The 26,109-nt window shown below is 39.8% G+C and carries 26 protein-coding genes; 23 read left to right on the forward strand and 3 right to left on the reverse strand.

Going from position 1 to position 26,109, the window contains the following annotated elements:
* Positions 1 to 80: 80 nt before the first annotated feature.
* From T357_RS0109845 to T357_RS0109870, 6 genes are all read left to right on the forward strand, one after another.
* Entirely contained in the window at positions 81 to 491 is a 411-nt protein-coding gene (locus T357_RS0109845) for a hypothetical protein (protein WP_031551740.1), read from the forward strand.
* A gap of 208 nt (positions 492 to 699) precedes the next feature.
* Positions 700 to 1,362, forward strand: a complete 663-nt coding sequence (locus tag T357_RS0109850) for a TraX family protein (protein WP_031551743.1) — start codon at positions 700 to 702, stop codon at positions 1,360 to 1,362.
* A gap of 239 nt (positions 1,363 to 1,601) precedes the next feature.
* On the forward strand, positions 1,602 to 3,149 hold the full coding sequence (locus T357_RS0109855; RefSeq protein ID WP_031551746.1) for a helix-turn-helix domain-containing protein: 1,548 nt from the start codon (positions 1,602 to 1,604) through the stop codon (positions 3,147 to 3,149).
* A gap of 55 nt (positions 3,150 to 3,204) precedes the next feature.
* Positions 3,205 to 3,960, forward strand: a complete 756-nt coding sequence (locus T357_RS0109860; protein WP_031551748.1) for a class B sortase — start codon at positions 3,205 to 3,207, stop codon at positions 3,958 to 3,960.
* Positions 3,960 to 4,199: a hypothetical protein gene (locus T357_RS0109865; protein WP_031551750.1), complete on the forward strand. Its 240-nt coding sequence runs from the start codon at positions 3,960 to 3,962 to the stop codon at positions 4,197 to 4,199. The genes T357_RS0109860 and T357_RS0109865 overlap by 1 nt, the downstream gene beginning before the upstream one ends.
* A 171-nt stretch (positions 4,200 to 4,370) precedes the next feature.
* On the forward strand, positions 4,371 to 4,895 hold the full coding sequence (locus tag T357_RS0109870) for a hypothetical protein (RefSeq protein ID WP_031551753.1): 525 nt from the start codon (positions 4,371 to 4,373) through the stop codon (positions 4,893 to 4,895).
* Between the two features lie 51 nt (positions 4,896 to 4,946).
* Here T357_RS0109870 and T357_RS0109875 read toward each other — a convergent pair whose 3' ends face one another.
* Positions 4,947 to 5,417: a hypothetical protein gene (locus T357_RS0109875; protein ID WP_031551757.1), complete on the reverse strand. Its 471-nt coding sequence runs from the start codon at positions 5,415 to 5,417 to the stop codon at positions 4,947 to 4,949.
* A 169-nt stretch (positions 5,418 to 5,586) separates the two neighbouring features.
* Between T357_RS0109875 and T357_RS0109880 the strand changes: the two genes are divergently transcribed.
* The 13 genes from T357_RS0109880 to T357_RS0109940 all read left to right on the forward strand — a co-directional run bounded on the left by T357_RS0109880 (position 5,587) and on the right by T357_RS0109940 (position 18,545).
* Positions 5,587 to 6,708 carry a toprim domain-containing protein gene (locus tag T357_RS0109880; RefSeq protein ID WP_031551759.1) on the forward strand — a complete coding sequence of 374 codons (1,122 nt, stop codon included), beginning with the start codon at positions 5,587 to 5,589 and terminating at the stop codon, positions 6,706 to 6,708.
* A 261-nt stretch (positions 6,709 to 6,969) separates the two neighbouring features.
* A complete protein-coding gene (locus tag T357_RS0109885; protein ID WP_031551763.1) occupies positions 6,970 to 7,254 on the forward strand; it encodes a hypothetical protein in 285 nt (94 codons plus the stop codon).
* A 61-nt stretch (positions 7,255 to 7,315) separates the two neighbouring features.
* Entirely contained in the window at positions 7,316 to 7,663 is a 348-nt protein-coding gene (locus T357_RS0109890) for a hypothetical protein (RefSeq protein WP_031551765.1), read from the forward strand.
* Positions 7,664 to 8,286: 623 nt separating this feature from the next.
* The gene (locus T357_RS0109895) at positions 8,287 to 9,615 is read left to right on the forward strand and encodes a hypothetical protein (RefSeq protein ID WP_031551768.1); all 1,329 of its coding nucleotides are present in this window, start codon (positions 8,287 to 8,289) and stop codon (positions 9,613 to 9,615) included.
* A gap of 25 nt (positions 9,616 to 9,640) precedes the next feature.
* A complete protein-coding gene (locus T357_RS0109900) occupies positions 9,641 to 10,117 on the forward strand; it encodes a PrgI family protein (RefSeq protein ID WP_255342817.1) in 477 nt (158 codons plus the stop codon).
* 24 nt (positions 10,118 to 10,141) lie between these two features.
* On the forward strand, positions 10,142 to 12,877 hold the full coding sequence (locus tag T357_RS0109905) for a VirB4-like conjugal transfer ATPase, CD1110 family (RefSeq protein WP_031551772.1): 2,736 nt from the start codon (positions 10,142 to 10,144) through the stop codon (positions 12,875 to 12,877).
* A gap of 484 nt (positions 12,878 to 13,361) precedes the next feature.
* The gene (iscB, locus tag T357_RS0109910) at positions 13,362 to 14,636 is read left to right on the forward strand and encodes an RNA-guided endonuclease IscB (protein ID WP_081828120.1); all 1,275 of its coding nucleotides are present in this window, start codon (positions 13,362 to 13,364) and stop codon (positions 14,634 to 14,636) included.
* A 4-nt stretch (positions 14,637 to 14,640) separates the two neighbouring features.
* Positions 14,641 to 15,015, forward strand: a complete 375-nt coding sequence (locus tag T357_RS0109915; protein WP_031551776.1) for a Lar family restriction alleviation protein — start codon at positions 14,641 to 14,643, stop codon at positions 15,013 to 15,015.
* 3 nt (positions 15,016 to 15,018) lie between these two features.
* Positions 15,019 to 15,702 carry a signal peptidase I gene (gene lepB, locus T357_RS0109920; protein ID WP_044916655.1) on the forward strand — a complete coding sequence of 228 codons (684 nt, stop codon included), beginning with the start codon at positions 15,019 to 15,021 and terminating at the stop codon, positions 15,700 to 15,702.
* A 179-nt stretch (positions 15,703 to 15,881) separates the two neighbouring features.
* On the forward strand, positions 15,882 to 16,535 hold the full coding sequence (locus tag T357_RS0109925) for a hypothetical protein (RefSeq protein WP_031551780.1): 654 nt from the start codon (positions 15,882 to 15,884) through the stop codon (positions 16,533 to 16,535).
* Between the two features lie 10 nt (positions 16,536 to 16,545).
* Entirely contained in the window at positions 16,546 to 16,845 is a 300-nt protein-coding gene (locus T357_RS0109930) for a hypothetical protein (protein ID WP_031551783.1), read from the forward strand.
* A gap of 128 nt (positions 16,846 to 16,973) precedes the next feature.
* A complete protein-coding gene (locus T357_RS0109935; protein WP_031551797.1) occupies positions 16,974 to 17,642 on the forward strand; it encodes a 3'-5' exonuclease in 669 nt (222 codons plus the stop codon).
* Between the two features lie 117 nt (positions 17,643 to 17,759).
* Positions 17,760 to 18,545: an ADP-ribosylglycohydrolase family protein gene (locus T357_RS0109940; protein WP_044916658.1), complete on the forward strand. Its 786-nt coding sequence runs from the start codon at positions 17,760 to 17,762 to the stop codon at positions 18,543 to 18,545.
* 58 nt (positions 18,546 to 18,603) lie between these two features.
* On the opposite strand, the gene T357_RS0109945 is transcribed toward T357_RS0109940, so the two are convergent.
* A complete protein-coding gene (locus T357_RS0109945; protein ID WP_031551804.1) occupies positions 18,604 to 19,899 on the reverse strand; it encodes an ATP-binding protein in 1,296 nt (431 codons plus the stop codon).
* A 429-nt stretch (positions 19,900 to 20,328) separates the two neighbouring features.
* On the opposite strand from T357_RS0109945, the gene T357_RS0109950 reads away from it, so the two are divergent.
* Both T357_RS0109950 and T357_RS0109955 read left to right on the forward strand, forming a co-directional pair.
* Positions 20,329 to 20,928: a hypothetical protein gene (locus tag T357_RS0109950; RefSeq protein ID WP_031551807.1), complete on the forward strand. Its 600-nt coding sequence runs from the start codon at positions 20,329 to 20,331 to the stop codon at positions 20,926 to 20,928.
* A 3-nt stretch (positions 20,929 to 20,931) separates the two neighbouring features.
* Complete coding sequence (locus T357_RS0109955; protein ID WP_031551810.1) at positions 20,932 to 21,192, forward strand: hypothetical protein; 261 nt, start codon at positions 20,932 to 20,934, stop codon at positions 21,190 to 21,192.
* 81 nt (positions 21,193 to 21,273) lie between these two features.
* Here the strand turns inward: T357_RS0109955 and T357_RS0109960 are convergent, their stop codons facing one another.
* Positions 21,274 to 21,816, reverse strand: coding sequence for a hypothetical protein (locus tag T357_RS0109960; protein WP_031551812.1), 543 nt, complete (start codon positions 21,814 to 21,816; stop codon positions 21,274 to 21,276).
* Positions 21,817 to 21,991: 175 nt separating this feature from the next.
* On the opposite strand from T357_RS0109960, the gene T357_RS0109965 reads away from it, so the two are divergent.
* Both T357_RS0109965 and T357_RS0109970 read left to right on the forward strand, forming a co-directional pair.
* Positions 21,992 to 23,284, forward strand: coding sequence for a Na+/H+ antiporter NhaC family protein (locus tag T357_RS0109965; RefSeq protein ID WP_031551815.1), 1,293 nt, complete (start codon positions 21,992 to 21,994; stop codon positions 23,282 to 23,284).
* A 157-nt stretch (positions 23,285 to 23,441) separates the two neighbouring features.
* Entirely contained in the window at positions 23,442 to 25,823 is a 2,382-nt protein-coding gene (locus T357_RS0109970) for an InlB B-repeat-containing protein (protein ID WP_031551817.1), read from the forward strand.
* The last annotated feature ends 286 nt before the right edge of the window (positions 25,824 to 26,109 follow it).

A 26,109-nucleotide genomic window follows, 5' to 3' on the forward strand; every position in this document is an offset into this window, starting at 1 on the left:
CTAAAAGTATTATCCCTTCCCATAATTACTTTGTATCAAAATAACAAGTAATTGCGTTAAGAACGCAGGAGGAGAAAGAAGTGAAGATTTACTATCAGAAAGAGATGCCATGCCCACTGTGCGGTAAAAAAATACTTAATTCCGGAAAAACAAACGATTCCGGGCTTTATGAAGAGGAAAGGTTCCATTGCTGGAGGTGCAAAGAGGACTTTTTACCATACCAAGATGTCCATAAAATGTTCGTAGCGGAAAAATACGCTATAGATATAAAAAAGGACAGCGAAGGATGGAATTACAAAGTTCTTGACTTTCATGGAAAGACTCTTAAGGAAGGTGCTGACCCAGATGCTTCTTGCGCTATGTCACTTTGCAGGCAGGTAATACGTGAATGCAATTTAAAAAGCGACCAGATACGAGCTCTCAGCGAGAAATCCAGAACCCTCATGCTTGAGATCTTTGAGCGAGGCGGCCGTCTGGTTCCGGCTTCATAGATGCACTTCATAAGCCCCATTGCGGGGCTTTTTTTATCTGAACTTGTCTCCTCCTATGACTATCGGTTCCAGATATTCCTGGCTTCATTCAATATCACAGCATGATTGTTCATTTATAATTATGGTTAAACTGATTTGCTATTTTTTACTGATAATTGAAGAACACCTCCCATAATTAGAATGCAGAAATGTTTTCTTGGAGGTTTGAATGATAAAGCTGCTGGCCCTTTTAACGATGCTTATAGACCATATAGGTGTCATACTATTAAAGGAGATTATTATATTCCGGCTTATCGGACGGCTTGCAATGCCTCTGTATGCTTATTGCATAGCAAGAGGATTTTACTTTTCAAAACAGCATGGAACACTAAAAAAGTATATATCAAATATCCTTGCTTTAACCTTAATATCAGAAATCCCATATTGCCTGATTGTACAATACCCAGCCATTAACATAGGATTCACCTGGCTTAGTGCAATCACAATACTCTTTGTATTGGAAAGTAACATGGATAGACCGAAAAAATATCTTGTGGCTTGGTTTATAGTCGTTTTTGCATACGGTTTAGATAGGATTATAAGCTTCGATTACGGAGTATATGGTGTAATTACGGCTGTTGCCATGTATTACCTGATGGTCAAACAAGAATCGCCGGTTATGATGTTCATAGTTTCAATTAGCCTATGGATATTCTACATTTTATTTATGAATATATCCTTTGAACAGATTTATGCGGTATTTGCAGTATTGTTTATCGTTCTTTTAAATCCATTTGATGATGTCATTAAGGTTCCAAAAAGGGTATATTACTGGTTTTATCCTCTTCACATGATGATATTGTTGTTCATAGGAAGAATGCTTCCAAAGTAATCAGAAGGTATATAGACACCATTTTTTTAATAAAAACGCTCTCCAAAGGGGTTGTCCGGGGTGACAACTCCTGTTTTTTTGAAAAAATTTCAAATAATAACGAAAAAAGTTTACTATTCTTACCAATATCGCGATATCTCCTTCCATAATTATGTTACGGAAAAAGAAGTCATAATAGTGAAAGGGGTGCAATAACACCTACGAACCTTATTCCGAAAAAATAGTTAGGGTTAAAAACCATGGAAGAATTAGACGTTAAAAAATCACAAGGCATGACAGACTCCTATGAGCTCATCGGTATAGACAGCGAAGGCTACGGTAAGGTCTCCAAGTGTCTGATGCTGGACACAAATATAGATCCGTCCGCAAAAGGTCTGTTTGCCTATTACGCGACTTATACCGGTAGCGGTATGAATTATGCTTTTCCATCGAAAGAGAAGATAATGCGTGATCTTAAGATCAGCAACCGCACTATGTATAAGTACAGAAAGCAGCTGGAAGAAAGAGGCTATATTAAAGTCCAGGAGCTCTACAACAAAGAACATAAGCAGATGACAAACCACTATATCATCAATATGTGCCCTGGAGACGTAATGGAAGAGCATAGCAAAGGTTCCCGTGCAGCTTATTTAAGCTTCAAGGGCTGGGGGAATATGCCGACAATGGTGGCAATGGATAGCTCACTAGGGTTGAAAGCGATAGGTCTCTATGGTTATATATCTGCTCTTGCAGGATCGGATACCTATACCCTCTTAAGAGCAGAGTACCAAAAACTCACCTTCGGATTACAGGAAGAGCCTTTCCAAAAAACAGTAAAAAAACTCATCGATAACGGATATATCGTTCGTTACCAGGTTCACGTAAATGGTTCCGTCCGTGGAGCAGTCTATGAACTTACAGACCACAAATTGTCTCAGGAAGAGATTGATAAAGAAAAAAAGAACAGAGTAAGAGTATTTACTGAAGAAGAGTGTCTAAGTATGTTTGGGACTCCGGAATTTGTAGATTTTGGAAGTAACGGGCACAGGAGAAGTACGCCTATTTGTCAGTACCCGGGAAATAGCACCACGGCTAAAACCTTGAAAAATAAGGATTTTCATGAGGTACCGGAAAATAGCACCACGGCTTTTTCTAAGGAATACTCCGACATTCAGAACCCGGAAAAGGACACCACAGCTATCTACACCACGGCATCCCACACCGCAGAGGAGAGCACCACAAACAATAACACATTAAACATAAACACAATAAACAATAACGCATTAAACATCACTCACTCCCTAAAGAGAACAGAAAAGAGTGAAGGAGAGAAAGGTTCGCTCGATTCCTGTGAGCTATTGTTCAACAAAAGTTCAATGGATTACAGAACAGCATTGAATACCCTGAAGGATGCAGTAAAATACCAGTCATGGGCTAAAAAGGATTCAAACCTCGATTTGACGGTTGAGATCCTGGCTAGAATGTTGTCGGATAGAAATACGTTTAATGTCAAAGGGATCATGATATCATCTGAGGATGTCATAAAAAAACTTTCAGACAGACTCACAGAATACCATGAAATAAATAAAGCTGATCTTGCTGACTTCTTGTGTGCTTGCGCCGGAAAGATGGCAGAAACTGAATCAAAAGACGGAATCCGTATAAATGACAAGCAGAAGTACATGAGGTCAATCATATACGACTCGTTACTTAGCAACACTATGTCTGTCGAACACTTGGAGGACCCCGTGATACGCAGCATATACACAAAAAAGCTTGAAACATTTGAAAAAGCGAAAAGTTTTTAAAAAAACACTAATACGCCAATAACATAGCCCATAATTTACCTGGAAGGGTTTGATTATGAGGATATTAAAATACATTTTCCTTGTGATGTGTATAGTTCCTCTGGCGCTCATGTTTTTACGTATGGGCGAGTATCAGAAAGAGGAGAACACATACAACGAGATTAAGAGGATAGTTGCGGAGCAGAGAATAAGAGATGGCCAGAAGGCCGTACCGGAATGGGTAAATCCTAATGACCTTATTGATTTTAAAGGTCTTCTGGATAAAAATCGAGAGACAGTCGCGTACATCAGGATAGACGGAACAAAGATTGATTATCCTGTTGTACGTACTGAAAAGGACAGCGACAGATATCTTAACACCGGTTTTAACGGAGATAAATCCATTTACGGCACCATATTTGAAGACAGTGCCGGCGGACTAAATCTCACAAACAACATACTCCATGGCCACAACATGAAGAACGGCAGCATGTTCGGGAGTCTCAAAAAGTTCGATGATGAAAAGTACACTGAATCCCATAAATTGATCAAATATATCACCAAAAACACTGTTTATCTTTACGATACGGTATGTTTTTTTACGGCAAGTGGGAGAAACTCGAAATTATTGAAAAATCTTGTACCTTACAGCAAAGAAGAATTTGAAGCCTTAAAAGATACCATAGCTGCAAACAAAGGCATCTTTTACGGGGATATGGAATGGGGTGAACAATACATTACCCTTGCAACCTGCGAATATTCACATAAGTCCGGACAATGCTATGTTATTGGAAGGCTTATGGACAAATACAAATTCAAGGAGATGGACTGATGAGGGTTTTAAATAAACATGAGAACAGAATAAATGAAAACAGGGAAAGAAAAGTCACCGAAGTTAAAGTCAATGGAAAGTCCGTAAGGTTTGCCCTGAATGCATGGAACACACTCCTTAACATTGTAGGAGGAGTATTGGCAACCATAGGAGCTTTCAGCCTGGTACATCCGGACCTTAGACTTGAAGTAGTGACCATCTTCAACCAATTTCTCGACGAAATTGGATTGTTTTTCTGATGAAAAGTAATTCAAATCCCCTAAAAATAGAAAAACCGGAGGTTATCTGAAACATCTCCTTCCATATTTAAAATGTAGTTAATTTTTTAAAGCAAGTCATCTGGAGTCATTAATGATTCAGCTGACTTGCTATTTTTCTATTTTAAGGGGAAGACCCCAGGAGGTATTAAGATGGCAGACACAACAGCACAGGTAACAGTTGTTTCAACAGAGGAAATCTCTTTTTCATTTGAAAAATTTACTCTCGCAAGAGGAATGAGCTTTAAGTATGACTACTCTGTTGAAATGGGCCTTGAATGGTTTGAATGCTTTGACGAAGCCAAGGAAAGATATGAGACATATGGTATGGATGGGCTGATGGATTATTACGATCCGGATGGCCATAGCTTATATGGACGTGTCCTAGGTCAGGATAATACCGCAGACCGCCACAGAACCTTCGACGGAAGTAAAAAGTACCTGGAAGATCAGCTCCGTGCCTATACTAATTTTACGTATACGGTTTTAAGGAAGCTTAACAGATTTTCCGGAGAAAACCGGAATGTCACAGGTGGATTTATTTATCCGCCTCATGACGGTTCTTCACAGGAAAAGAGATACGCCTTCGTAAAGAAGTTCGTGTCAGATCTTGCGAATTGGTATGGTGAAGATGTAGGAGAGTCTTCTTTTGATAAGAAGATACTGTCAGTCGGCTGATAATAATATAAGATCCCAGAGGTTTGCCCCTGGGATTTTTGTATGTCATTATTATAAATCTCCATCAATCACTGTAAAAAACGGTCTCTTCGTTACCGGCTCGTCCATAAGTCTCTTTATGGCATCTTCGATTCGATTCCTCATATAGGGCTCTTCAGCAGTATCGTGAAAGTTTTTAAGGAGAGCATCCTCATGGAGTTCAATGTCATCGACAAGCCCTTTTATTATGTCTTTGAGTGAACCAACTTCCACGATCTTGTCTCCCATATAGATGGAAACAAGATCAGTATCATCTGATTCATTAACAACTTGAATTGATACACCGTCCTTGCTGCCGTCTACGTAGAGAAATGAGGACGGAAACACATCGTAATCCTTGTTTAGATGATCAATTGCTGCCTGTGCCTCAAGTGATATTGTCTCAAGTGCCTGGACTGGATCTCCGTCAGAAACAACACTACCTCCGTTATTTAATTTGTAAGTTCCGTTCTGGAACATAATGGAATCCTTTGTAATCTTCATATCTTTTTACCTCAAAAAAAATCTATGCCCTAATTTTGTTCCAGAAATAAATATCAGTCAACTTTGTACATAGCTGCTGATAGAAAGTTTGAAATTTTTTTATTATATGATTTATCCCCTCTCATAATTATTGTGAACGAAAACCTAAAAGTCATCTAAGGAGGACAGGATGGGAAATTTGAGACAGAGTGTACAGAAGTACACCAAAATAGAATATAACGAAAAAACAGGGCTTTATAAAGGACGGTGTCCTTTCTGCCTTGGAGAAACGGAAACTCTCATGGTGGACACAGATCAGGATCTTTACGTCTGCTATGGATGTGGGGAAATGGGGAACAGGGAGAAATTCCTTCAAAAGAAAGAAGGGGTAAAAATTCCTATACCAGATTCGGCCATCCCGGAGATTCTACCTATATATAAGAAAGCGCAACAATACTATGCCTTCATATTGAAACAGGATGGGAATCCGGGACATAAATACCTGGAAGCACGAGGGATATCCGACAAGGCTATTGAACGATTTGGGCTTGGCTTTGCTCCATATGGCCACAGACTCTATGACTTCCTGAAAAAATGCGGGTTTTCAGATGATCTCATATTCGCAACGAAACTCTGCAGAAAGACAGTGGACTCAGATGAAGTATATGACTTCTTCCGAAACCGCGTGATGTTCCCAATCTACGACGGGCATGACAATGTTATTGCCTTTGGAGGAAGGATACTTCGGGATGAAAAGCAGAAAGGAGAAGATGGAAAGAAAGCAGCACCAAAATATATAAATAGTGCGGACAGTCCGCTATTTTCCAAGAGAAAGATCCTTTACGGTTATCCGTATAAGGTTCCTGAAGGAGTAAAAAGGGCTAATGCCATAGTCATATGCGAAGGATACATGGATCTTATAGCAATGAAGAGAGCCGGCCTTAATGACTGTGCTGCAGTTCTTGGTACAGCTCTTACAGAGGAGCACGCAAAAAGGATTGCAACCGACTATAAGACGGTATTCCTGGCACTGGATTCCGACGAGGCAGGCACTAACGCTATGATCAGTTCAATCAACATCTTAAGGGAATTCGGATTAAATGTCTTCATTATGAAGTACAATACTGAGGTGCATCCCGCAAAGGATGCTGATGAACTAATCACCAAATACGGACGTGATGCCTTTATATCCGTCCTGAAGAGGCAGACCAAGGCTGATTTCTTTCTTGCAAGACATGCCGGGGATATCAAAAGGTTTACGGACCTTCTGGTGAAATTAGACCGTGAAGGATTTGAACCAAAGAAAGCCTAACACAACACCCATTAAAGCAGTTATTTTCAGAATAGCTGCTTTTTTTGTTGCAAAAACCCTCCATTTCCACTGATTTTCGGACATTTTTGAAATTTTCAAAAATTTTTTCAAATTATTTCCCCAAAAATACTAATACACAAAGAACACTCCCCATAATTGTCTTGTACCGAAGAAGAGGTATGAAAAATAAATAAAGGAGGGCGCTTGAAGCAGATTATCCGCTGTATGTGACAAGAAATCTTTGTACAAGTGAAAAGACACATGAAAGAAACATTGTCTGCTAAGAAACATACAAAGACACAGATTAAGATGACTCACCAGGAATATGATGAGCTCGTCAACAGTATTGTAGAGATGGGGTATATAGACCGAACATGGTATCCGGAGGAAAAAGATGTTTTGGAGCTGGCCGAAGACCCAGTTGGTCAGTTGGAGTTCACCTTATGGATACTATATTCCGACCCTGAAAGAAAACTCACAGAAGAACAAAAAAAAGTTGAAAAATCTCTGAAAGATCTTGTTGAAAACACGATAATTTTTGTCTAGTCAAAAAAACCGGCTAGCATAATTATATCAAAACAATCATTTATTTTTTAAGGAGCACAGTATGAAAGCAAATATCAAAACATTAAGAAACAGGGCACTTACACTTGCAGAGGCTGCATATCTTATTATGACAGTAAACGTAATGCCGGCACTTGCTGTTGACCTTGGAAAGTCTTACAAGGTAACAGTAAACTCATCTACAGATCCTATGTCCCTTTTTCTTCAGGTAGCATTCTATATCCTAAGAGGTATGGGTATTGGTCTTGTAGTATACGGTATCGCAGGTATTGCTACTGCACGTTCAGACGGAGACAGTTCACAGATTATGAATCAGATTGGTAAGCTTATCGGTGGAGTTGTTCTTTTCGGTCTCCCTATGATCCTTCAGGCTGCAAATATCATCGCTTAATACGCCTGACTGCTCCCACGGGCAAGCCCGTGGGGTTCTGATTACCAAGCGTAGCCTGTAATCGTACATCATTTTCAGACTTTGGAGTTACAGGTGTAAATCTATTTGAATCAGAACTTTAATTACCAAGCAGTCCAACGACCACATTAGCGGTAATTTTCTGTCTTGTGACAAGGGCGTACAGTCAATCGCCCTGAATTGAGTTGTTTTAAGAAATAATTATTCTGCTGTTTAATGATTTAATATTAGTTGTCTTCTTCACATACATAAGGTATTACCTTCCGTGAAGTAATACTGGCAAACATTAAATAAGGCTTCACTGGTCAGATTTTTGCAGCATGGAAAAGTTTCTTTATAAACCTGAAATCATCCTTAGACAGATATACATGTTGACTAATGGTTAGATACATGCAGGTTTTTCCTTTCATAAGACCCGGATCATACTTGTATGTATATTTTAGCACGTTTTGTGCCACATTAAAAGAGGCACATCAAAATTATACACTTCTAAAAGTGAAGCCATTCATCCCACGACCTTAAGGTTATGGTATTTCTGGCTGATTATTCATAACAACTGGGTCTGGGAACAACATCCCGGGCCCTGTTTTTTTAGGGAAAAATTAATGATAAGACTGAAAAATATAAAAAAGATTCTCGCAAGAGTAGTGCTATGTACATTTATTCTGTCAGCGTCTGTTCCGGCGGTTTCCAGTTTTGCAGGTTCCCTCGACTCTTCTCTTAACGATGACACTGACAGAATACTTGATGATATCAAGAACGAAGACCAGTATAAGCAGATAGACCCTGAAGAAGGAGAAGGAGCATCCGAGGATACTTCCAGCGCTGAATTAAGAGATAAGCTTGTCGATGAATTGGAAGACGCATTATCTAAAGTATCGGCCTCAGACAACAATAAGGTTAGTATTATAACAGGTACGAATCTCATAAACGAAGTATGTTCAAAAGCAAAAGCACCACTTACATTTACAAGCCAATGGATAAACAACTTTGTCGACACAGCAGGACAGCTTGGCATACCTACAAGTGCAACTCTGGATGCTAAGTTTGGCACAGAAGCAGATGTAAAGGGTGCAGCAAAAAAAATAAAGCTTCTTCAATGGGAAGGCAGTGATTTTAATAATGGTGCCATGTCGACACTCCTTGAAGACCTTAATACCGGTACTTCAGCATTCACGGATCTTATGGTGGGATATGGCCTTACGATGTGTGTTGCATTCTCATGTCTCACTCTATCAGAAATGGTTGCCGATAGAAAGTTCTCACAGGAAGCTTTCGGAACCACGATGTTCAAAATGTTTTTTGGACTCTGGATTATATACAACTTTAAGGCCATTATAGGCTTCGCTGTATACTGGGGCGGTTATATGGTCACTAAGTTCGCTGGTGCAATCACCGATGAAGCTATACAGTATGCACTCTATAAGAATGCTTTAGCTACATCACTTGGACAGACAATAATTGAAATGAACCCCATAGCGAATGCTACGGCAAACCTTATGACAAATGTTAAGACTTTGGGTTCATGGGCTGGAAAGTTATTGGTAGCAAGCCAGACACTTCCCGCTCATGCACTTGGTGCAATCGGAAGTCAGCTTTCTGATTTTTTAGGAAACGGTATTATCCAGCTTGTATCTTCATTCACTGTCTACTCAATCATCATAGAAATAATGGTGCGTGCAACATTCACACCTATCGCTATAGCTGATATGTACAATGACACACTAAGGTCATCTGCAGTCAGATATATCAAAAAAATAGTTGCCCTTGCACTTACAGGCGTGGTGATGTACGTAATTCTTTACGCAACAAACATGCTGAAACAACACATCCCTTTCTATGACCCTGTAGCTCTGATGGCAATAAACCTTACGATGCTAGGACTTCTCGCAAGAGCAAGATCCATTGCAGAAGATATTATAGGCGTGCACTGATGAAAGGAATATAAACATGGTTATAATGCCCATCCCAAAGGATGTACGAAAATTCAAAACGAAAATATTTATGAGTTTTACACTTCGTCAGATATCATTTCTCCTTATAGGTGGCGCACTTGGGTGCGCAGTGAAATTCGGACTTGGTAGTGTATGGACTGATGAAGTAGGAAAGGAAGCCTGCAACTACTTAATGATGTTTGTAATGGCTCCGTTTGTTATGTGCGGATACGTAGACATACAGGACATGCCAATCTATGTGTACGCAAAAGAAGTGCTGATAAACAGATACTTCGGACATAAACGGAGACCCTACAGGACAGTAAATATTTATGAGAACCTGGCTGTGCAGAACAAGATCACCTACGAATATTTTGATGATGTAGACGACAGTTTTGACAAAAAGGGAAGAAAAAAATCTGAAAAAAGGATCAAGAAGGAACATGAAAAGAGACTTGAGAAGTTTCTTAAAGATAATCCCGACTTGAAGCCTATTAGTTAATGTTTCGAACGTGAAGGAGGGTTTATGTTCGATTTGTTATTTGGTAAGAAAAAAACTGTTACCAACGTAGACAATGTCAAGGCATCGGAAGAAAAGGATAAGTCTCTGGATCTATCCGGTGACGTTGGGTCAATAAAGACTATCTTCGATGAAGAAGAAGAAAAACAAAAGAGACTTGCCGATAAAAGGAACGGCAAGGCACAGGATACAAGCAAAAAGAAGATAAAGAAAACGAGAAAGGCACTTATCAAAATGATAACCGTGCCCAAGTACGTACAGGATTCGATCCCTTACGATAAGGTTTTCCTGAACGGTATCATAAAAACAAAGGATGATATCTATACAAAATCATACAAGATCACTGATACGAATTTCCGTACAGCGACTCAGGAAGTCCAGAACGAGATATTCTTTGCATATGGGGAACTTCTTAATTACTTCCAGCCGGACGTAAGGCCCCAGTTCGTCATCTGGTCACATAAGATTGACCAGGACGAGTTTAAGAGAGAAGTCCTTTATCAGAAGAAGAATGACAAGTTTGATGTGTATAGAGAAGATTTAAACAACATTCTCAGGGAGAAGATTTCTGAAGGACAGAATTCAATCGTACAGGACAAGTATCTCATTATCTCCGTAAAGGCTGAAAACGTAGAGATAGCAAACGGTATATTCTCACGTATCGATGCCGAAGTTTCAAGCAAGTTAAAGACCATCACTGATTATCAGACAGACCCTATGGAGCTTCAGGAAAGACTTGAGCTTCTTTACAACATCTATAATCAGGACACGGATATAAAGTTCTTTAAGAAGATGAACATTGATGGAAAGGAAGCAAGAAGCTTTTCTATCCCATGGCTCCTTGAACTTGGACTTACCACAAAGGATGTAATAGGCCCTAACGCTCTTACTTTTGAGAGAGATTACATGAGAATAGGTGATAAGTACGCACGATCCCTTTATCTCAGAAATCTCCCCACAGAGCTTTCAGCAGAGATATTCACTTCTATTTCTGAGATAGGCTGTAACTGCCTTACATCAGTGCATTACGCCCCATACAGACAGGATGAAGCTATAAAGCTTGTCCGTAACCGTATGATCGATGTTTCGGCTAACGTTGCACAAAGCGCTCAGAGACTTGCAAAGCAGGGACTTACAACAGAGTTTATTTCACCGGACCTTCAGGAAGAAAAGGAAGGAGCAGACTCCGTATATAAGGATCTCACTGTAAGAGACCAGAAGGCATTCCTTATGGCAGTGACAGTAACTATCTTTGCTGATGACCTTGAGGAATTAAATAAATACACAGAGATCGCAATGAACAAAGCCGGTGACCAGCTCTGCACCCTTGCAAAGCTCACCGAACAGCAAGAGAAGGGCTTAAACACAACACTCCCTCTTGGAGTAAAGGAGATTTACGCTGACCGCTTTATGAATACGGTTTCGGCAGCCCTTTTCCTCCCTTTTTCAAGCCAGGAGCTCATCCAGAAAGGCGGTAATTACTATGGCATAAATGAAACAAGCCATAATATGATCATGTATAACCGCTTGAGAGGTCAGAACTCCAACGGCCTTATCCTCGGAATGTCCGGTTCCGGTAAGTCTTTTGCTGCCAAGGCAGAAATGACACAGGTTTTTTTGAAGGATCCAACCAATGAGATCTTCGTCATCGACCCGCAGGCCGAATATGCCCCACTCGCAAACGCATTGGGAGGGGAAGTAATAAGAATAACCCCCGGTTCCTCGAACCATATCAACCCTTTCGATCTTGACATTACTGCAGATGAAAAGGACGGGGATGATCCTATCACCGTAAAATCAAACTACATCTGTTCAATCTTTGAATCGGCTATCGGCGGAAGAAACGGCCTTAACACCATTCAGGTAACAATCATTGACCGTTGTGTACGTCTCATTTATGAGGACTACATTGCGGAAATGACCAAAAGAAATGTCGCAATAGACGAAGAGAATGAGGAGATTGAACGTTACAACAGGCATAATCCGGATAATGAGAAGCCGTTAAAGCCTCGGGAGACCATTGATACTACGATCTGTCCTACCATGACTGAGTTCTACGAGCTCATCAAGCGTCAGCCGGAGCCTGAAGCCGAGTATATCGCACTTGCTATTGAGAAGTACTGTATCGGTAACTTCAGAACCTTCAGCTATCAGACTAACGTAAATACAAATTCACGATTCACTGTTTATGATATTTCAGCCATAAAGGCCGGATCCGGAATGGGTGAAATGGGAATGCAGGTGTGCCTTAACGATATCTGGAACAGAACCATCAGAAACAAGGGTAAGTGCCGTACATTCATCTACATCGATGAGCTTTACATGATTACACAGTCTGAATCTTGCGCTAGATTCTTAATGTACGTATTCAAGCAGATAAGAAAGTACGGTGGTGTGCCAACCGGTATGACACAGAACTGTGAGGACCTTCTCACAAACAGAGAATCCCGTGGTATCTTCAATAACTGTTCATTCATTATGATGATGAACCAGTCTTTAGAAGACCGTATGCAGATCGGTTCTCTCCTTCATCTTTCAGAGTCACAGCTTGGATTTATCAAGAATGCAGATTCCGGCCACGGACTTCTTTATACCGGAAAGAGCATTGTACCGTTTGCAAACATCTATCCTCGTGATAATGAACTGTACACGCTTCTTTCAACGAACCCTAACGATATCAAGAAAGTCCTTGCTAAACAGGAACTTGAGAAAGAACAGACTATTGAAGAAAAGTCAGCATAAGTGAACTCTTAAATTCAAAAAGAAACTGAGGAATTAAGCCTTGGTTTCTTTTTGAAAGGGTGATTCTACCGGGGAATTAATAAACATCAGAAAATTTCTATCAGCAACGAAAAATCAGATTAGAAAACACACATAATTATTATAGAATAAGCATATTATTTTAACAGCTCACAAATGAGCAAGAAAGAGAGGACATATCTCACTAATACCTACGGGCAAGCCCGCGGGGTTGCAGTAGATATACTGTAGCCCATGGTGAGTAGCCTAAGTGCTTCGGGCACTACGTTAAGAGAGAATATATAGTCACCTGCAGATGTAGTACCAAGTCTGCAGCTCTGAGGCCAGTGATTAAACAGTCCTGTGGTATAGGGGCAGTGTTGCTGATATAAAACCTCTTATTAACATTGGCGATGGTACACCAACGGTCAGATATGTACCGGCTTACAGCGTAAAACATATCAATCTTATGGAAGGAGTACCTCATATGGTATATGTGATAAGTAAAGACGGGCATCCGCTTATGCCTACAATGCGGTATGGTAAAGTGAGACGGATGTTGAAATCTGGTCTTGCTAAAGTAATCAGCAGATGCCCGTTCACAATACAACTATTATATGAGACTACTGACATCACCCAGAACATATCATTGGGTGTGGATACAGGCAGTAAAGACGTAGGCTTATCTGTTACGACCAACAAAAAGGTACTGTTCGAAGCCAAGGTCACACTAAGGAATGATATCGTCGAACTCATATCTACAAGACGGGAACAGCGCCGTACTAGACGTAACCGTAAGACGCGTCACCGAAAGCCAAGATTTGATAACCGCACAAGACATGAAGGCTGGCTTTCACCGTCTGTAAGACAGAAGGCTGAGTCACATATCACAATGGTTCAGAAGGTAATTAAGATACTCCCTGTATCACACATAAAGGTTGAAACGGCATCCTTTGACATACAGAAGATAAAGAACCCCGATGTATCCGGTACTGATTATCAAAACGGGGAACAGACAGACTTCTGGAATGTACGTGAGTATGTTCTGTGGCGTGACGGTCATGTATGCCAGTGCTGTAAGGGGAAGTCAAAGGACAAGATACTTAATGTACACCACATAGAATCACGTAAGACAGGCGGTGATTCACCGAATAACCTTATCACTTTATGTAAGTACTGCCATAAACAGTATCATCTCGGGAAAATAAAACTCCCAAAGACGATTCACAGGGGTATGAGTTTCAGAGATGCTACCTTCATGGGTATCACAAGATGGGCGGTATATGACAAACTAAAGGAACTGTATCCTGATGTAAATCTTACATACGGATATATCACAAAAAAAACACGCATAGAGAACAGTTTACCAAAGGATCATCACATAGATGCAAGATGTATAAGCGGTAATCCTAAGGCTGAATCTGAAGGCACAGTATATTTCTATAAGAAGGTACGATGTCATAACCGGCAGATACATAAGTGTACCATAAACAAAGGTGGTATCCGTAAACGTAACCAGGCTCCATATGAAGTGCATGGATTCAGGCTATACGATAAAGTGACCGTAAATAATGTTGAAGCCTTTGTATTTGGCAGAAGACTGGACGGCAGGTTTGCAATACGTATGCTGGATGGAACCAAGATAAACGAACAATTGTCCTATAAGAAGATAAAGTTGTTAGAAATGCGAAAAAATTACATTTGTGAAAGGAGGACGCCACTCCTCATCGGGGCAAGCCCCGACGTTCCCGTGGCGGTTTAAAATTATGGCAGAAGGATATGAAATTTTTGAAGAAGAACAAATCAATGAAAAGGATAACACTCCTTTTATCTTCTATCGAGTTAGAGGCATTGTAGATAAACAGGAAAAACTCCCAAGAACAGAGTCCGGATGGACCATTTACCCGGAGCTGAAACTTTGTCCGTTCTGCGGCGGAAGGCCCAAGGTACAACAAAAATCAAAGACTATAATAAAGGGAGTCCCTAATAGAAATTATTATGTTCAGTGCACAAAATGCGGTGCCAGGGGAGCAAGATTCATTGCAGAAGACTTCAACAATGATGGATCACAGACAAAGCTTGAAGCCATCAATGCCTGGAATAGGAGATACACAGCGATTTTTAACGAATACGCAAACTAATATATGACAAAAGAAATAAAGGAATTTTTCAGGAGCATAATAATCGCGATACTCGCAGCCGGCATAATATCAAACTATGTACTCGCCATTGCGTACATTCCATCGTCATCAATGGAAAACACAATGATGACAGGAGACAGGGTAATAGGATCAAGGCTCTTTTATAAAGGCGACTCAATCAAAAGTGGCGATGTTGTTATATTCCGATACGGTTATACGTGTAGTTCCTGCGGTGCAATGTATCAGGAAAATGATAAAGGTCATTGTCCGGAATGCGGTGAAATCGATGCACATAACAAAGTGGTACATTTCACAAAACGCATTATAGGAGTGCCCGGGGATGTGATAGATATAATGCCGACCAATATAAAGTCTGTGGACACTCTAAAAATGGGGACTTTCTATAATGAAGCTACATTCACCGAAGCTCTCATTATGGTTAACGGGAAAGCCCTTGATGAAAAATACATCGCAGAACCAATGATTTGCGACAAGACACGTTATCCAATGGTTCATGTTAAGGTACCGGAGGGGTGCTACTATATGCTTGGAGATAACAGGAACAATTCAGAAGATTCCAGATTCTGGTCGAATCCGTTTGTAAAAGAGTCGGACATCTTGGCAAAGGTATTATTCTGCTTTTATCCTTTCAATGACGCAAAAATTATAAAATCTTATAAGTTTTAGTTCCGTGTACTATGCAGGTTGATTTCGGCCTGCATTTTTTTCATAAAAATACTAATAATTGAAAAACTCCGCTCATAATTAATTAGAACACATATAAAAAACCGAAAAACAAACCCAGAATAAAAAATCCGCTCTCATAATTTATGTAACAGATTATTGATTCAATGCGGAGGTTTGAAATGTTTATCTTAAATTCGAGCGGTACTATAGCTCTGAACTACGACTATGTAATATATGCAAAATGCGAAAACGATTCTGACAGACTTAGGGCAAATGAACTTCTATACAGTGGTAGTCATTATGCACTGGCGCTTCATTTCGGGGATGAACATGACGGAAAGATATTACGGTTCTACGGAGACGAATCCCTGGATAATGTTGAGGAAAGAAACGCGTCAATACTTCTCTCTTACAATAACGGCTTAAGGCTATACGACTTTTCAGAGTCACCTGACCAGTACAAAAAGTCCGAGCTCTGCGGGCCTGAGCCTGATGCCTACTGGATACTTAGTCAGAATCCGGTACAGTCTGTTAATTTAAAGAAGTGTTCCCAGGTCCGTATTGTAGATGTCACTGACAAATACCGATTGGAACACCCTGTATCGAAGGAATGTTGTTACGCATTGGTGGCCACGTACAATAAGCAGTGCGGTTATAAGCGGATAAACCTTTTTGCGGCAAAGAATCTCAATGAAGCAAAGGCAGCACTTAAGGTGCTTATGTATAGCTATGCTGCGGGCAGAAAGATGCTGGATTACAGTGGCTATGCAACTACTGTTTTTGAGAGATATGAGGACTACCGAAGTGTCAAAGAGGAATTCGGAATAGCTTAAGGAGAAAAGGATGTTTGAGATACTGAAATCTGTTGAAAGGTCTTATTCACTGGGTTCAACCCTGATACTACTTGCGACTATTTGGGCAGGACTTGCAGTATTGTCCTATAAAAACAAAAGGACAATATATTTCTATATTGAATTATTTTTCATGTGCTTTTTATACCTGATGTCGCTTGTCCTTCTTATAAATGCGGTGTTCTATGAGCCACTTTGGGTTTTACTGAAGCTTATAGGACATACGCTTCTTATAGCAATAGCTTTAATCGTCATAAGATATGCTCCATTACATCATAATAAGAATATATAACTTAAACGCATGATATACCTGTTATATCATGCGCTATTTTTATGTACATTTTTTTCGCTGGGCTACATATTATTATGTTTCCATAAGCACAGAAGGATTAGCATTTTCATCAAATATTGGAGGGAACCATGAAACATATCGTTGTTGATCTTGAGATGAATTATGTCGCAAAGAAATCAGATGCAAGAAGGATCTGCAGGATGGAAACTATAGAAATAGGAGCAGTCATGCTTGATGATAATCTTCAGGAGATATCAGCATTCAGGACCTATGTGAAGCCTGAATATAATGACTGCATTGAAAGAAAGATTAAGAGAATCACGGGTATCACAGAAGAGATGGTCCAGAATGCACCTGTTTTTAAAGAGGCTCTCAGGATGTTCACGAATTGGTGCCTTGGAACCGGAGATGCGATTACAATCTATGCCTGGAGTGATTCGGACTATTGCCAGATAGCAAAGGAGATTACTCTTAAGAATTATGAAATGACACAGGAGGAAGAAACTATCCTCACTGTCAAATGGTCGGACTTCCAGAAAGAATTCGATACTCATCTAGGCTTCAACAAGCAGCTTTCTCTCAGCATGGCCCTCGACATGGCAGGCATTGACTTCACAGGAAGAGAGCATGATGCTCTTGATGATGCGAGAAATACGGCAGAACTCCTTAATATCCTGAGAGATACAGCCCTTTTCAACCTAACGCTCAGGAAGATAAAGGAAGCAATGGAACCAAGCAAAATAAGCAATACAATGGGTGAGCTGTTTGATTTTTCGGCATTCGCGTGTGTGGGATAAGTGGATTTTAAAAGGTAAAATACGAGTTTACCATTTTTCAATCATATAAATGTATCATTATGACATAAATCAGGAAATGCCTCTCTGGAGAGCGGCAAATGGAAGGAGATTAATGATATGGCAGTTAAAGGCGCAATACTCGGAGATATACTGGGTTCTCCGTATGAGTTTAAAAGAATAAAAAATTATGACTGGAAGACCGTGCAACTTGCCGGAAATCCATCGGCAGGGTTTACCGATGATACCGTAATGACACTTGCAATAAAGAAAGCAATCATTGAGGGGCTTGATATTACTGAGACTATGGTAGAAGTTGGCAGGAGATATCCAAATTGCGGTTATGGTGGAAGTTTCTATAACTGGGTAAATGGGGCTGATCATACACCCTATGGAAGCTATGGCAATGGATCTGCCATGAGAGTTTCCTTTGTAGGAGAGTACTATGATGATTTTGATGAAATGCAGCTGGAGGCTAAGGCTACTGCGGCAGTGTCTCATAATCATCCGGAAGGAATTAAAGGAGCAGTAGTAACCGCTACATGTATATGGATGGCAAAGCATGGAAAGAGCAAGCAGGAAATATACGACTATGTATTAAGAGAATATCCGCCTGAGGACTATGAATACAGCATAGCTTATAGCCTCGAAGAGTTAAGGCCTCGATACAGATGGAATGAAACCTGCCAAGGGTCTGTTCCGGCGGCCATGAGATGCTTCTTTGAAAGCACAGATTATGAAAGCTTCATGAGAAATGTCATTAGCCTTAATTGTGATACAGATACCATCGGAGCTATTGCCGGAGGCGTTGCTGAAGAGTTCTATCACGGGTTCGGAGATCTGGATGCAGAAAGGATTCTGGAAGAGTGTTTGGATGATTATCTGAATATGATCTTAAACAAGTGATTTTGACAAAAAACTCACTAATACTCACTTAAGCCGTGGGTATTAGTGAGTTAAATTGTTAATCTACAGAATTAATCCACTCTTGTGAAAGATAAAGAGGCACGTTTACCATCCATTCTTGTTTTCTAAATCCTGACATCGAAAAACGGCATGGTTTGAGGTTTTGGTTTTCTTCAAACACTGTTCGAAGGCTCTTGGATTTAAGATTTTCTTCTGCTTTTACTTCTATTGGATATATTTCATCCTTCTGTACTATAAAGTCAATTTCAAGCGGTGAGTTTTCCTTTGAATAGTAATAAATCTTTAAATCAAGCGCTGTAAGTTCCTGTGCAACAAATTGTTCTGTAAAAGCTCCCTTGTATTCAGAAAAATAATTAATTCCAGTGAGTATCTCCTTGGATGTTACATCAGCCATTGCACCAAGCAAGCCAAGATCAGAGATAAAAAGCTTGAAAGCTCCAGTGTCTTCGTAAAATTTAAGTGGACGTTGTATCTTGTTCGTGCGGACTATCTTATGTAGAAGACCGGCATTTATTAACCATTGAATGGCATTCTCAAATTCTTTTGCTCTTGCACCCTGTTTTAATGCACCATATATAAACTTTTTATTTTCTTTAGCTAATTGTGAAGGTATTGAATTCCAAACCATCACAACCTTTGGAAGTATATCTTCAGGAACATGTTTTGAAAAATCCCTTTCATAATCTGAAAGGATTCTATTTTGCAGCTTACGAACTTCCTTAAGATCTTGTTTAGTAAAATAGTTATTTACAATTTCAGGCATTCCGCCAACATAATAATACTGACGGAGTAGATCAGTTAGTTTCTGTGACATGGGGGCCAATTCTTCCCAATTATGACTTTTTATCTGTTCCAGTAACCCATTATTTCCGGAAGCTTCCAGAAATTCAAGAAAGGTCATAGGGTATAGTTTTAATTCCTCGACCTTGCCCACAGGATATCCAGTGCCGGAATGTAGCTTAATACCAAGCAGACTCCCCGCAACGATTATGTGATACTCAGGTGCATCTTCTGCGAAATATTTGAGTGAAGTTAAAGCAAGAGGAGACTCCTGTACCTCATCAAGTAGTATGAGCGTAGTTTCAGGAAGTATTGTCTCTTTGGTAATGGATGAAAAAGAACGGATAAGACGTTGTATATCATAATCATAAAAGAGTGATTTCATTTCTATTGTTTTATCACAGTTTATATATGCAACATTTTTGTATTCGTTCGCACCAAATTCTTTAAGAATCCATGTCTTTCCAACTTGTCTTGCACCATCTAAAATCAAAGGCTTTCTATCATGAGAGTTTTTCCAATCTAATAGTTTTGAATATATATTTCGCTTCATCTATGACCTCATTAATACGTACATATAAATTAACCATTATATAGATACTACATTTAAATGAACGAAATGTCAATGTATTGTAACATTTTTATGAATGAATAATGGCAGATAATAACATAATGATGAACGAATAATAACGATAAATCAACAAAAACATGAACGAAAGATCGCTATAGCGATGGAATAAAAATAGACACCAATGGAATAAATTCAGACAGTCCGGACACAAAGCAGACAGTTCCGGACTTTTTTACACCCATTCACGACTAAAAGTCGCCAATCACGGACATATTCATGACAGGAACAGGCTACGCCGGGTAGAAATAAATAATTATTGATCAAAAAATACTTATATGAGCAGATCTCCTTCCATAATTGTTATACAGCAGAAATTTATTAAGCGTTTGCAAAGGCAGAAAGAAGGACAAGATGATTGCTTTTATCAATGTTGCGGGATGTATGGACCGCATAGGAACTACCACTCAGGCAGTACAGCTTACAAGGTTCATTAAATCCATGGACTATGATGTAGCATACATGGAAATGAATGACAAGAATTACATCAAGAACACCAATAACGTTTATTCCGATTATGAAGAAAAAGATACAGGAATTATAAGCGTACAGGGTATAGATGTAATCCCAAGACATAAGTACATTGATATAAAGAAAGGCGGCTCAAATCTCGATTTCCTTATTATCGATCATGGCTGTGTTAATGACAAAAGATTCGACAGAAAGGAATTTCTTCACGGAGGAATACCTATCCTCGTTGGTGGTATCAAAGCAAATGAATTAGTCGAAACAGAAAATGCTCTACGTGACAATGAAATGCAGAAAGCATTCTTCGTGTTTTCTTTTGTTGAAGAAGGGGATAATGAAGAACTTCTTTTGAATATGGGGCGAAAAAAGGACGAAACATTCTTTTCTCCCTACTTCCCTGATCCGTTTGTACAGATGAACGAATCTAAAGAAGACTATTTCCAACAGGTAATGAGTGCCGTCATGCTGCGCGTTGAAAGGGGCTAAAAGATGAGATATAAGCCTATCCTAATGACGAGGATCGAAGAAGAAGAGAGGCAGTTAAAAGAAAACCTTCTCCTTAGTGAAGAAGCCGGAGTGATACGGTCTACTGATGACATAGTTGTTAAGAAAAAGAGTGTTAGTGACTACATAAAGGAAATCTCACACATTGTTTTTTCTGTAGTATTCCTCGTACTGGTATTTTTAGGGCTCCTTGTTTTACTGAATCCTACTTCAAGAGAAATACTGTTAAGTATCTTAAAATTTTAGGCTTTACCGGGCTCCCAGCTATGGAGCCTTTTTTCGCATAGCAAAAACCATTTCCCCTTGTCTTGCAATCCATGCTGTAAATTATATAGAAAAAAGCTTCGGTATCAGTTGAAACCAGACTACGCCCATAAAAATACATATTATGCTTATAAAAAACCACCATGCACGGTGTATATATGCTTCGTGATCATGATTTGATATAAAAATCTTGTAAGAGCTTCCTATTCTGTATTTCTTAGTGGACGAAATATGGTCAACTGTATACTTTTCCCGTTCTCCGTCAAGCTTAAAGTCCAGAGAATAGTAAACGCTGCCCTTTGAAGAACGGTGTTTATCAACATTTACGAGCTTTCCCTCTGTTTTTATATGGTGTGTAATTACAGAGTAGGATTCATGTAACCCAAACGATAGCGTTACTCCTCCCATTAATAATGATAGAAGAGTTCCTCCAATTACGGCATTCTTTGTAAACATTGAGAAAGATAATGCTGCAAAAAAAGTACCGATTGCAATATATAAAATCTTTTCTTTTGTGTCGAAGCCCTGTTGAAACGGATAGTAAAAGAATAAAGCTCCCACAGCTCCAAACATAAGGGCAACACAGTAAAAAATAATCATTTCCATTATTATATATCCTCAGATCTAACAAAGAATGTGCTTAGATTACCATAAAGGTCTCAGAAATAATATTGGCATTATGGAGAAAAGGGAGAAAACTTCTTTCTATCAGATATCCTTTGTGATAATCTAACTACTATTAAACTATGGAAATAACTCGAACTGATGGAGATTTAACCTTATGGAATATTTAGTGCTAGGACTATTCTGCATAAGTCTTTTGCTTTGCATATCGCTGAATATTTCAATAATCTATGCCCTTTTGGCAGGGCTTATTCTGTTCATGCTTTACGGAAGACATAAAGGATTTTCCTGGAAGTCACTAATATCCATGGCTATCAATGGGATCAAAACCGTTAGTAATATATTGATCACTTTTATCTTTATAGGTGTGATGACTGCTCTCTGGAGGGCTTCAGGAACAATTCCTTTTATTGTTTCTAAGGCCTCAACCCTTATTAGACCATCCGTTTTTCTTCTTATGACTTTTCTTCTTAACAGCGGACTCTCGGTTCTGACCGGAACATCCTTCGGAACATCAGCAACAATGGGTGTGATCTGTGCCTCCATGGGTTCCATAATGGGAGTAAGTCCGATGCTGACCGGAGGTGCTGTCTTATCAGGTGCTTTTTTCGGTGACAGATGTTCACCTGTATCAACAAGTGCATTACTTGTTGCAGGGATCACAGGAACAGATATCTATAAGAATATCCGCGGAATGATCCGTACTTCCTTAATACCTTTCATTGCAGCTTGCGTTATATATTTTGCGATAGGTTCATCCGTTTCCGCTGAAGGTCCCATTATGGATCTAAAAGATATGTTTTCAACATCCTTCCGGCTCGAATGGATTACCGTCATTCCCGCAGTCACCATTATGCTTCTTATCATTTTACATGTTAATGTTAAGATCGCCATGGGACTAAGCATTCTTTCTGCAATACCTATCTGCCTTTTTGTACAAAATATATCTTTCATTGAGATATTACATACTGCACTAACAGGTTTCACTCCAAAGGATGAGGCTCTTTCTTCCATGCTGAGCGGTGGAGGCGTGCTTTCAATGCTGAAGAGCGGATTAATAGTCTGCATATCATCATCTTATTCAGATATCTTTAATAGGACAGGGCTCCTTGATAACGTAAAACATTCAGTTTCCTCCCTAGCCGGTAAAACCAACCGCTTCACTGCATTATTCTGTTCCTCAATTGGTTCAGCTATAATTGCATGCAACCAGACCCTTACAATCCTTCTCTGTAATCAGCTTTGCAGCGGACTATATAAAGAAAAGGATAAACTCGCTGTTGATCTGGAAGATACAGCAGTCGTTATCGCACCATTAATTCCATGGTCAATAGCCGGAGCTGTTCCTTTGGCCACAGTAGGTGCACCTTCAACAGCAATATTTGCTTCATTCTATCTCTTGTTACTTCCTATTTACAGGTTACGTTCGGCAAGGTATGAGAAAAGCTAAACAAAAGAATAACTTTTTCAAATTCTGGCTCCTTTTGGCGGAGCCAGAATTTTTTTACAAAAAATCTCGAAAAAAAACTAATAACAAAAGAACCCCTCCCATAATTAGAAAGTAAGAAAAAGAGAGAATGAATTAAAGAAATATAGGAGGAGAAGCAATGGGCAAAGCATATAGGCCATCTTATTTTAAATATCCTGGAATGATATTTAAAAGAATGATGACAGGCAAGAATATATTACCCAAAGTGCTGATAGCATTATTCATTGTGATATATTTATTGACCGAAATACTATCGCCAATTAAGGCATATGCGCTTAATTTTGACAGCAGTACCGTGTGCGTCAGAAACGACGGCGGTGATTTCACATTCTCAGCATCGGATAAAGGGTCTGGCTGGGTCCGCGTAAGAATGACGGGACAAACCCCGGACTACACTGATTGGAGTAGTACATTTACTTATGAGTCAAGATGGTCTGGTTTATCCATGTCATTCGGTTTGATCACACCATATTATTCAAATTATTATGATGAGGTAGTATACGGTAACAACACAAGCTACAATAACCCTCGTGATAAATCTAATACTGAAATGAGGCATTCCGGAGGAAAATACTCAAGCAGTAGCGGTTCAGGATACACATTCCTTAAGGGCGGTGAGGTTACATTTTCAAGTGGAAGTGGAATTAAATCCTTTTCAACCAAAACAACCTGGGAGCACTCAGGCACAAGTTCTTCCTCGACAGAAACAAAAAGGGATTACTTAAACTCAATGAGTGGTCAGTATGAAGTGATAAGCTACAACCTCACCAAAACATCTTCACATAGATATAGTGGTGAAGATTACGCTACCGGTTACAGCTATGATATTACAGTTGACGTAAAAATCAATAATGGCGGTAAGAACGGCGTCGGTTTAACCCCTGTGTTCTATGTTGTTGGATATGCTGAAGGCGCCACAAAATCCAAAGGTGAGTATTATGACAAAATACTGTGGGAGAGCTCACATATGGCAACAGCCGCCGAAATGATGAACACGGTAACTGTCACATTTAATGGAAATAATGGTTCTGATGGCGGCACCGTCACAGGATCACCAAATGAAACCAAAACGGCACCTAAATCAACCCGCACAGGCTACAACAGTAACGGTTGGTATACTGCACCATCTGGCGGTACATTTATAACAGCAGATGGTGGAAAATATACACAGCCATCTTCAGATGTAACCTACTATGCTCAATGGAGTCCAATAAACTATACGATCAAATTTAACGGTAACGGCGGAACTGTAAGCTCAGAATCTCAGACCAAGGCTTATGATTCTACCCTTGGCACACTTCCTACTGCAGAAAGAAAAGGTTATGACTTTAAAGGCTGGTATACCTCATCAATAAACGGTACGAAAATTGCCTCGAGTACAAAGGTTTCAGGTGACGCAAACTATTATGCTCAGTGGTCACCAAGATCCGATACACAATATAAGGTAGAGCACTATCAGCAAAACGTAACCGGCAGCGGATATACGCTGGCAAATACTGAAAGTAAAACAGGTGAATCAGATTCCAGTGTCACTCCACCAGTAAAGACATATACAGGTTTCACAGCACCTAAGACACAGACACAAACGATCTCTGCAGACGGTTCAAGAGTGTTTAAATACTACTATACGAGAAACAAGTACCCATTTACTCTCGGTACGGACACAGGCGTTAGTACATCCGGATCAACCGCGACAGGAAGCTATTACTATGGTCAGACAATCACACTTAAGGCGACTCCTTTAAACGGATATAAGTTCGACAAGTGGTCTGACGGTAATACAAACCAGAGCTTTACATTTACAATGCCGGCACAGGCTGTTACGAAGACTCCAGAAGTACACCCAATCACTTATACAATCACCTACAATCTGAACGGCGGCAGGATTGACTATAAGAAGCTTTACTATAATGTCGAGACTCCGACCTTCTATATCGAGAATCCGACAAAGAAGGGCTTCTCCTTCTCTGGCTGGACCGGCACAGGAATCTCAGGTGCAACAACAGATCTTTCCGTACCTTTAGGTTCATACGGAAATAAGACCTTTACAGCAACTTGGGGTAATGGTGTTTATACAATCAACTTCGATGGTAACGGACATACAGGCGGTTCAATGGATGCTATCACCGTAAAATCCGGAGAAAGCGTAACACTCCCTCAGAATGGATTTGTAAAGGATGGTTACAGCTTCGTTGGATGGTACACCACAAAGCAGGACATGTTCGGTACATTCTACAAGAACGGGGCAACAATAACAGACCTTACAGAGTCAGTTACACTCCGCGCACAGTGGAAGAAGATCCGTAACACTGATCGGGAGCCTTACGATAATCCATCAGGCGGTGATGATGGTAATGGTGGCAATAGTGGTGATGACGCAGAGATCATCCCTAACGATGAGCTTGGATACTTCGGTACAGCTAAGAGAACAAACGAGATTTCAATCCGTACAACAAACGGCATGAAGGACAAGAAGCTGACGCTGAATTATAACTATTAATGCTTATATTTGACCGATATTCCCAAAGATATAAAGCTGCTCATTCCATATTTGATGTAAGAATTAGATTAAATATGGAATGATGGTAAACCGGACTCAGGGATGTGAGTTACATCGGTTCGTTAAATTTGAGAAGTCGAAAGATTGTAGAGGACCTGTATCACTTGTCAATTACCTACAGATTCTCTATGGAGTACCTATAGAGAGTTTAATCGCTGTGTACAGAACAAGCTGAATTTTGCTATAATTGCAATGGTGTAATTGCACGGATTTATTTTTTGGAGGC

The sequence above is a fragment of the Oribacterium sp. FC2011 genome (assembly GCF_000701645.1).
Lineage (GTDB): Bacteria > Bacillota > Clostridia > Lachnospirales > Lachnospiraceae > Oribacterium.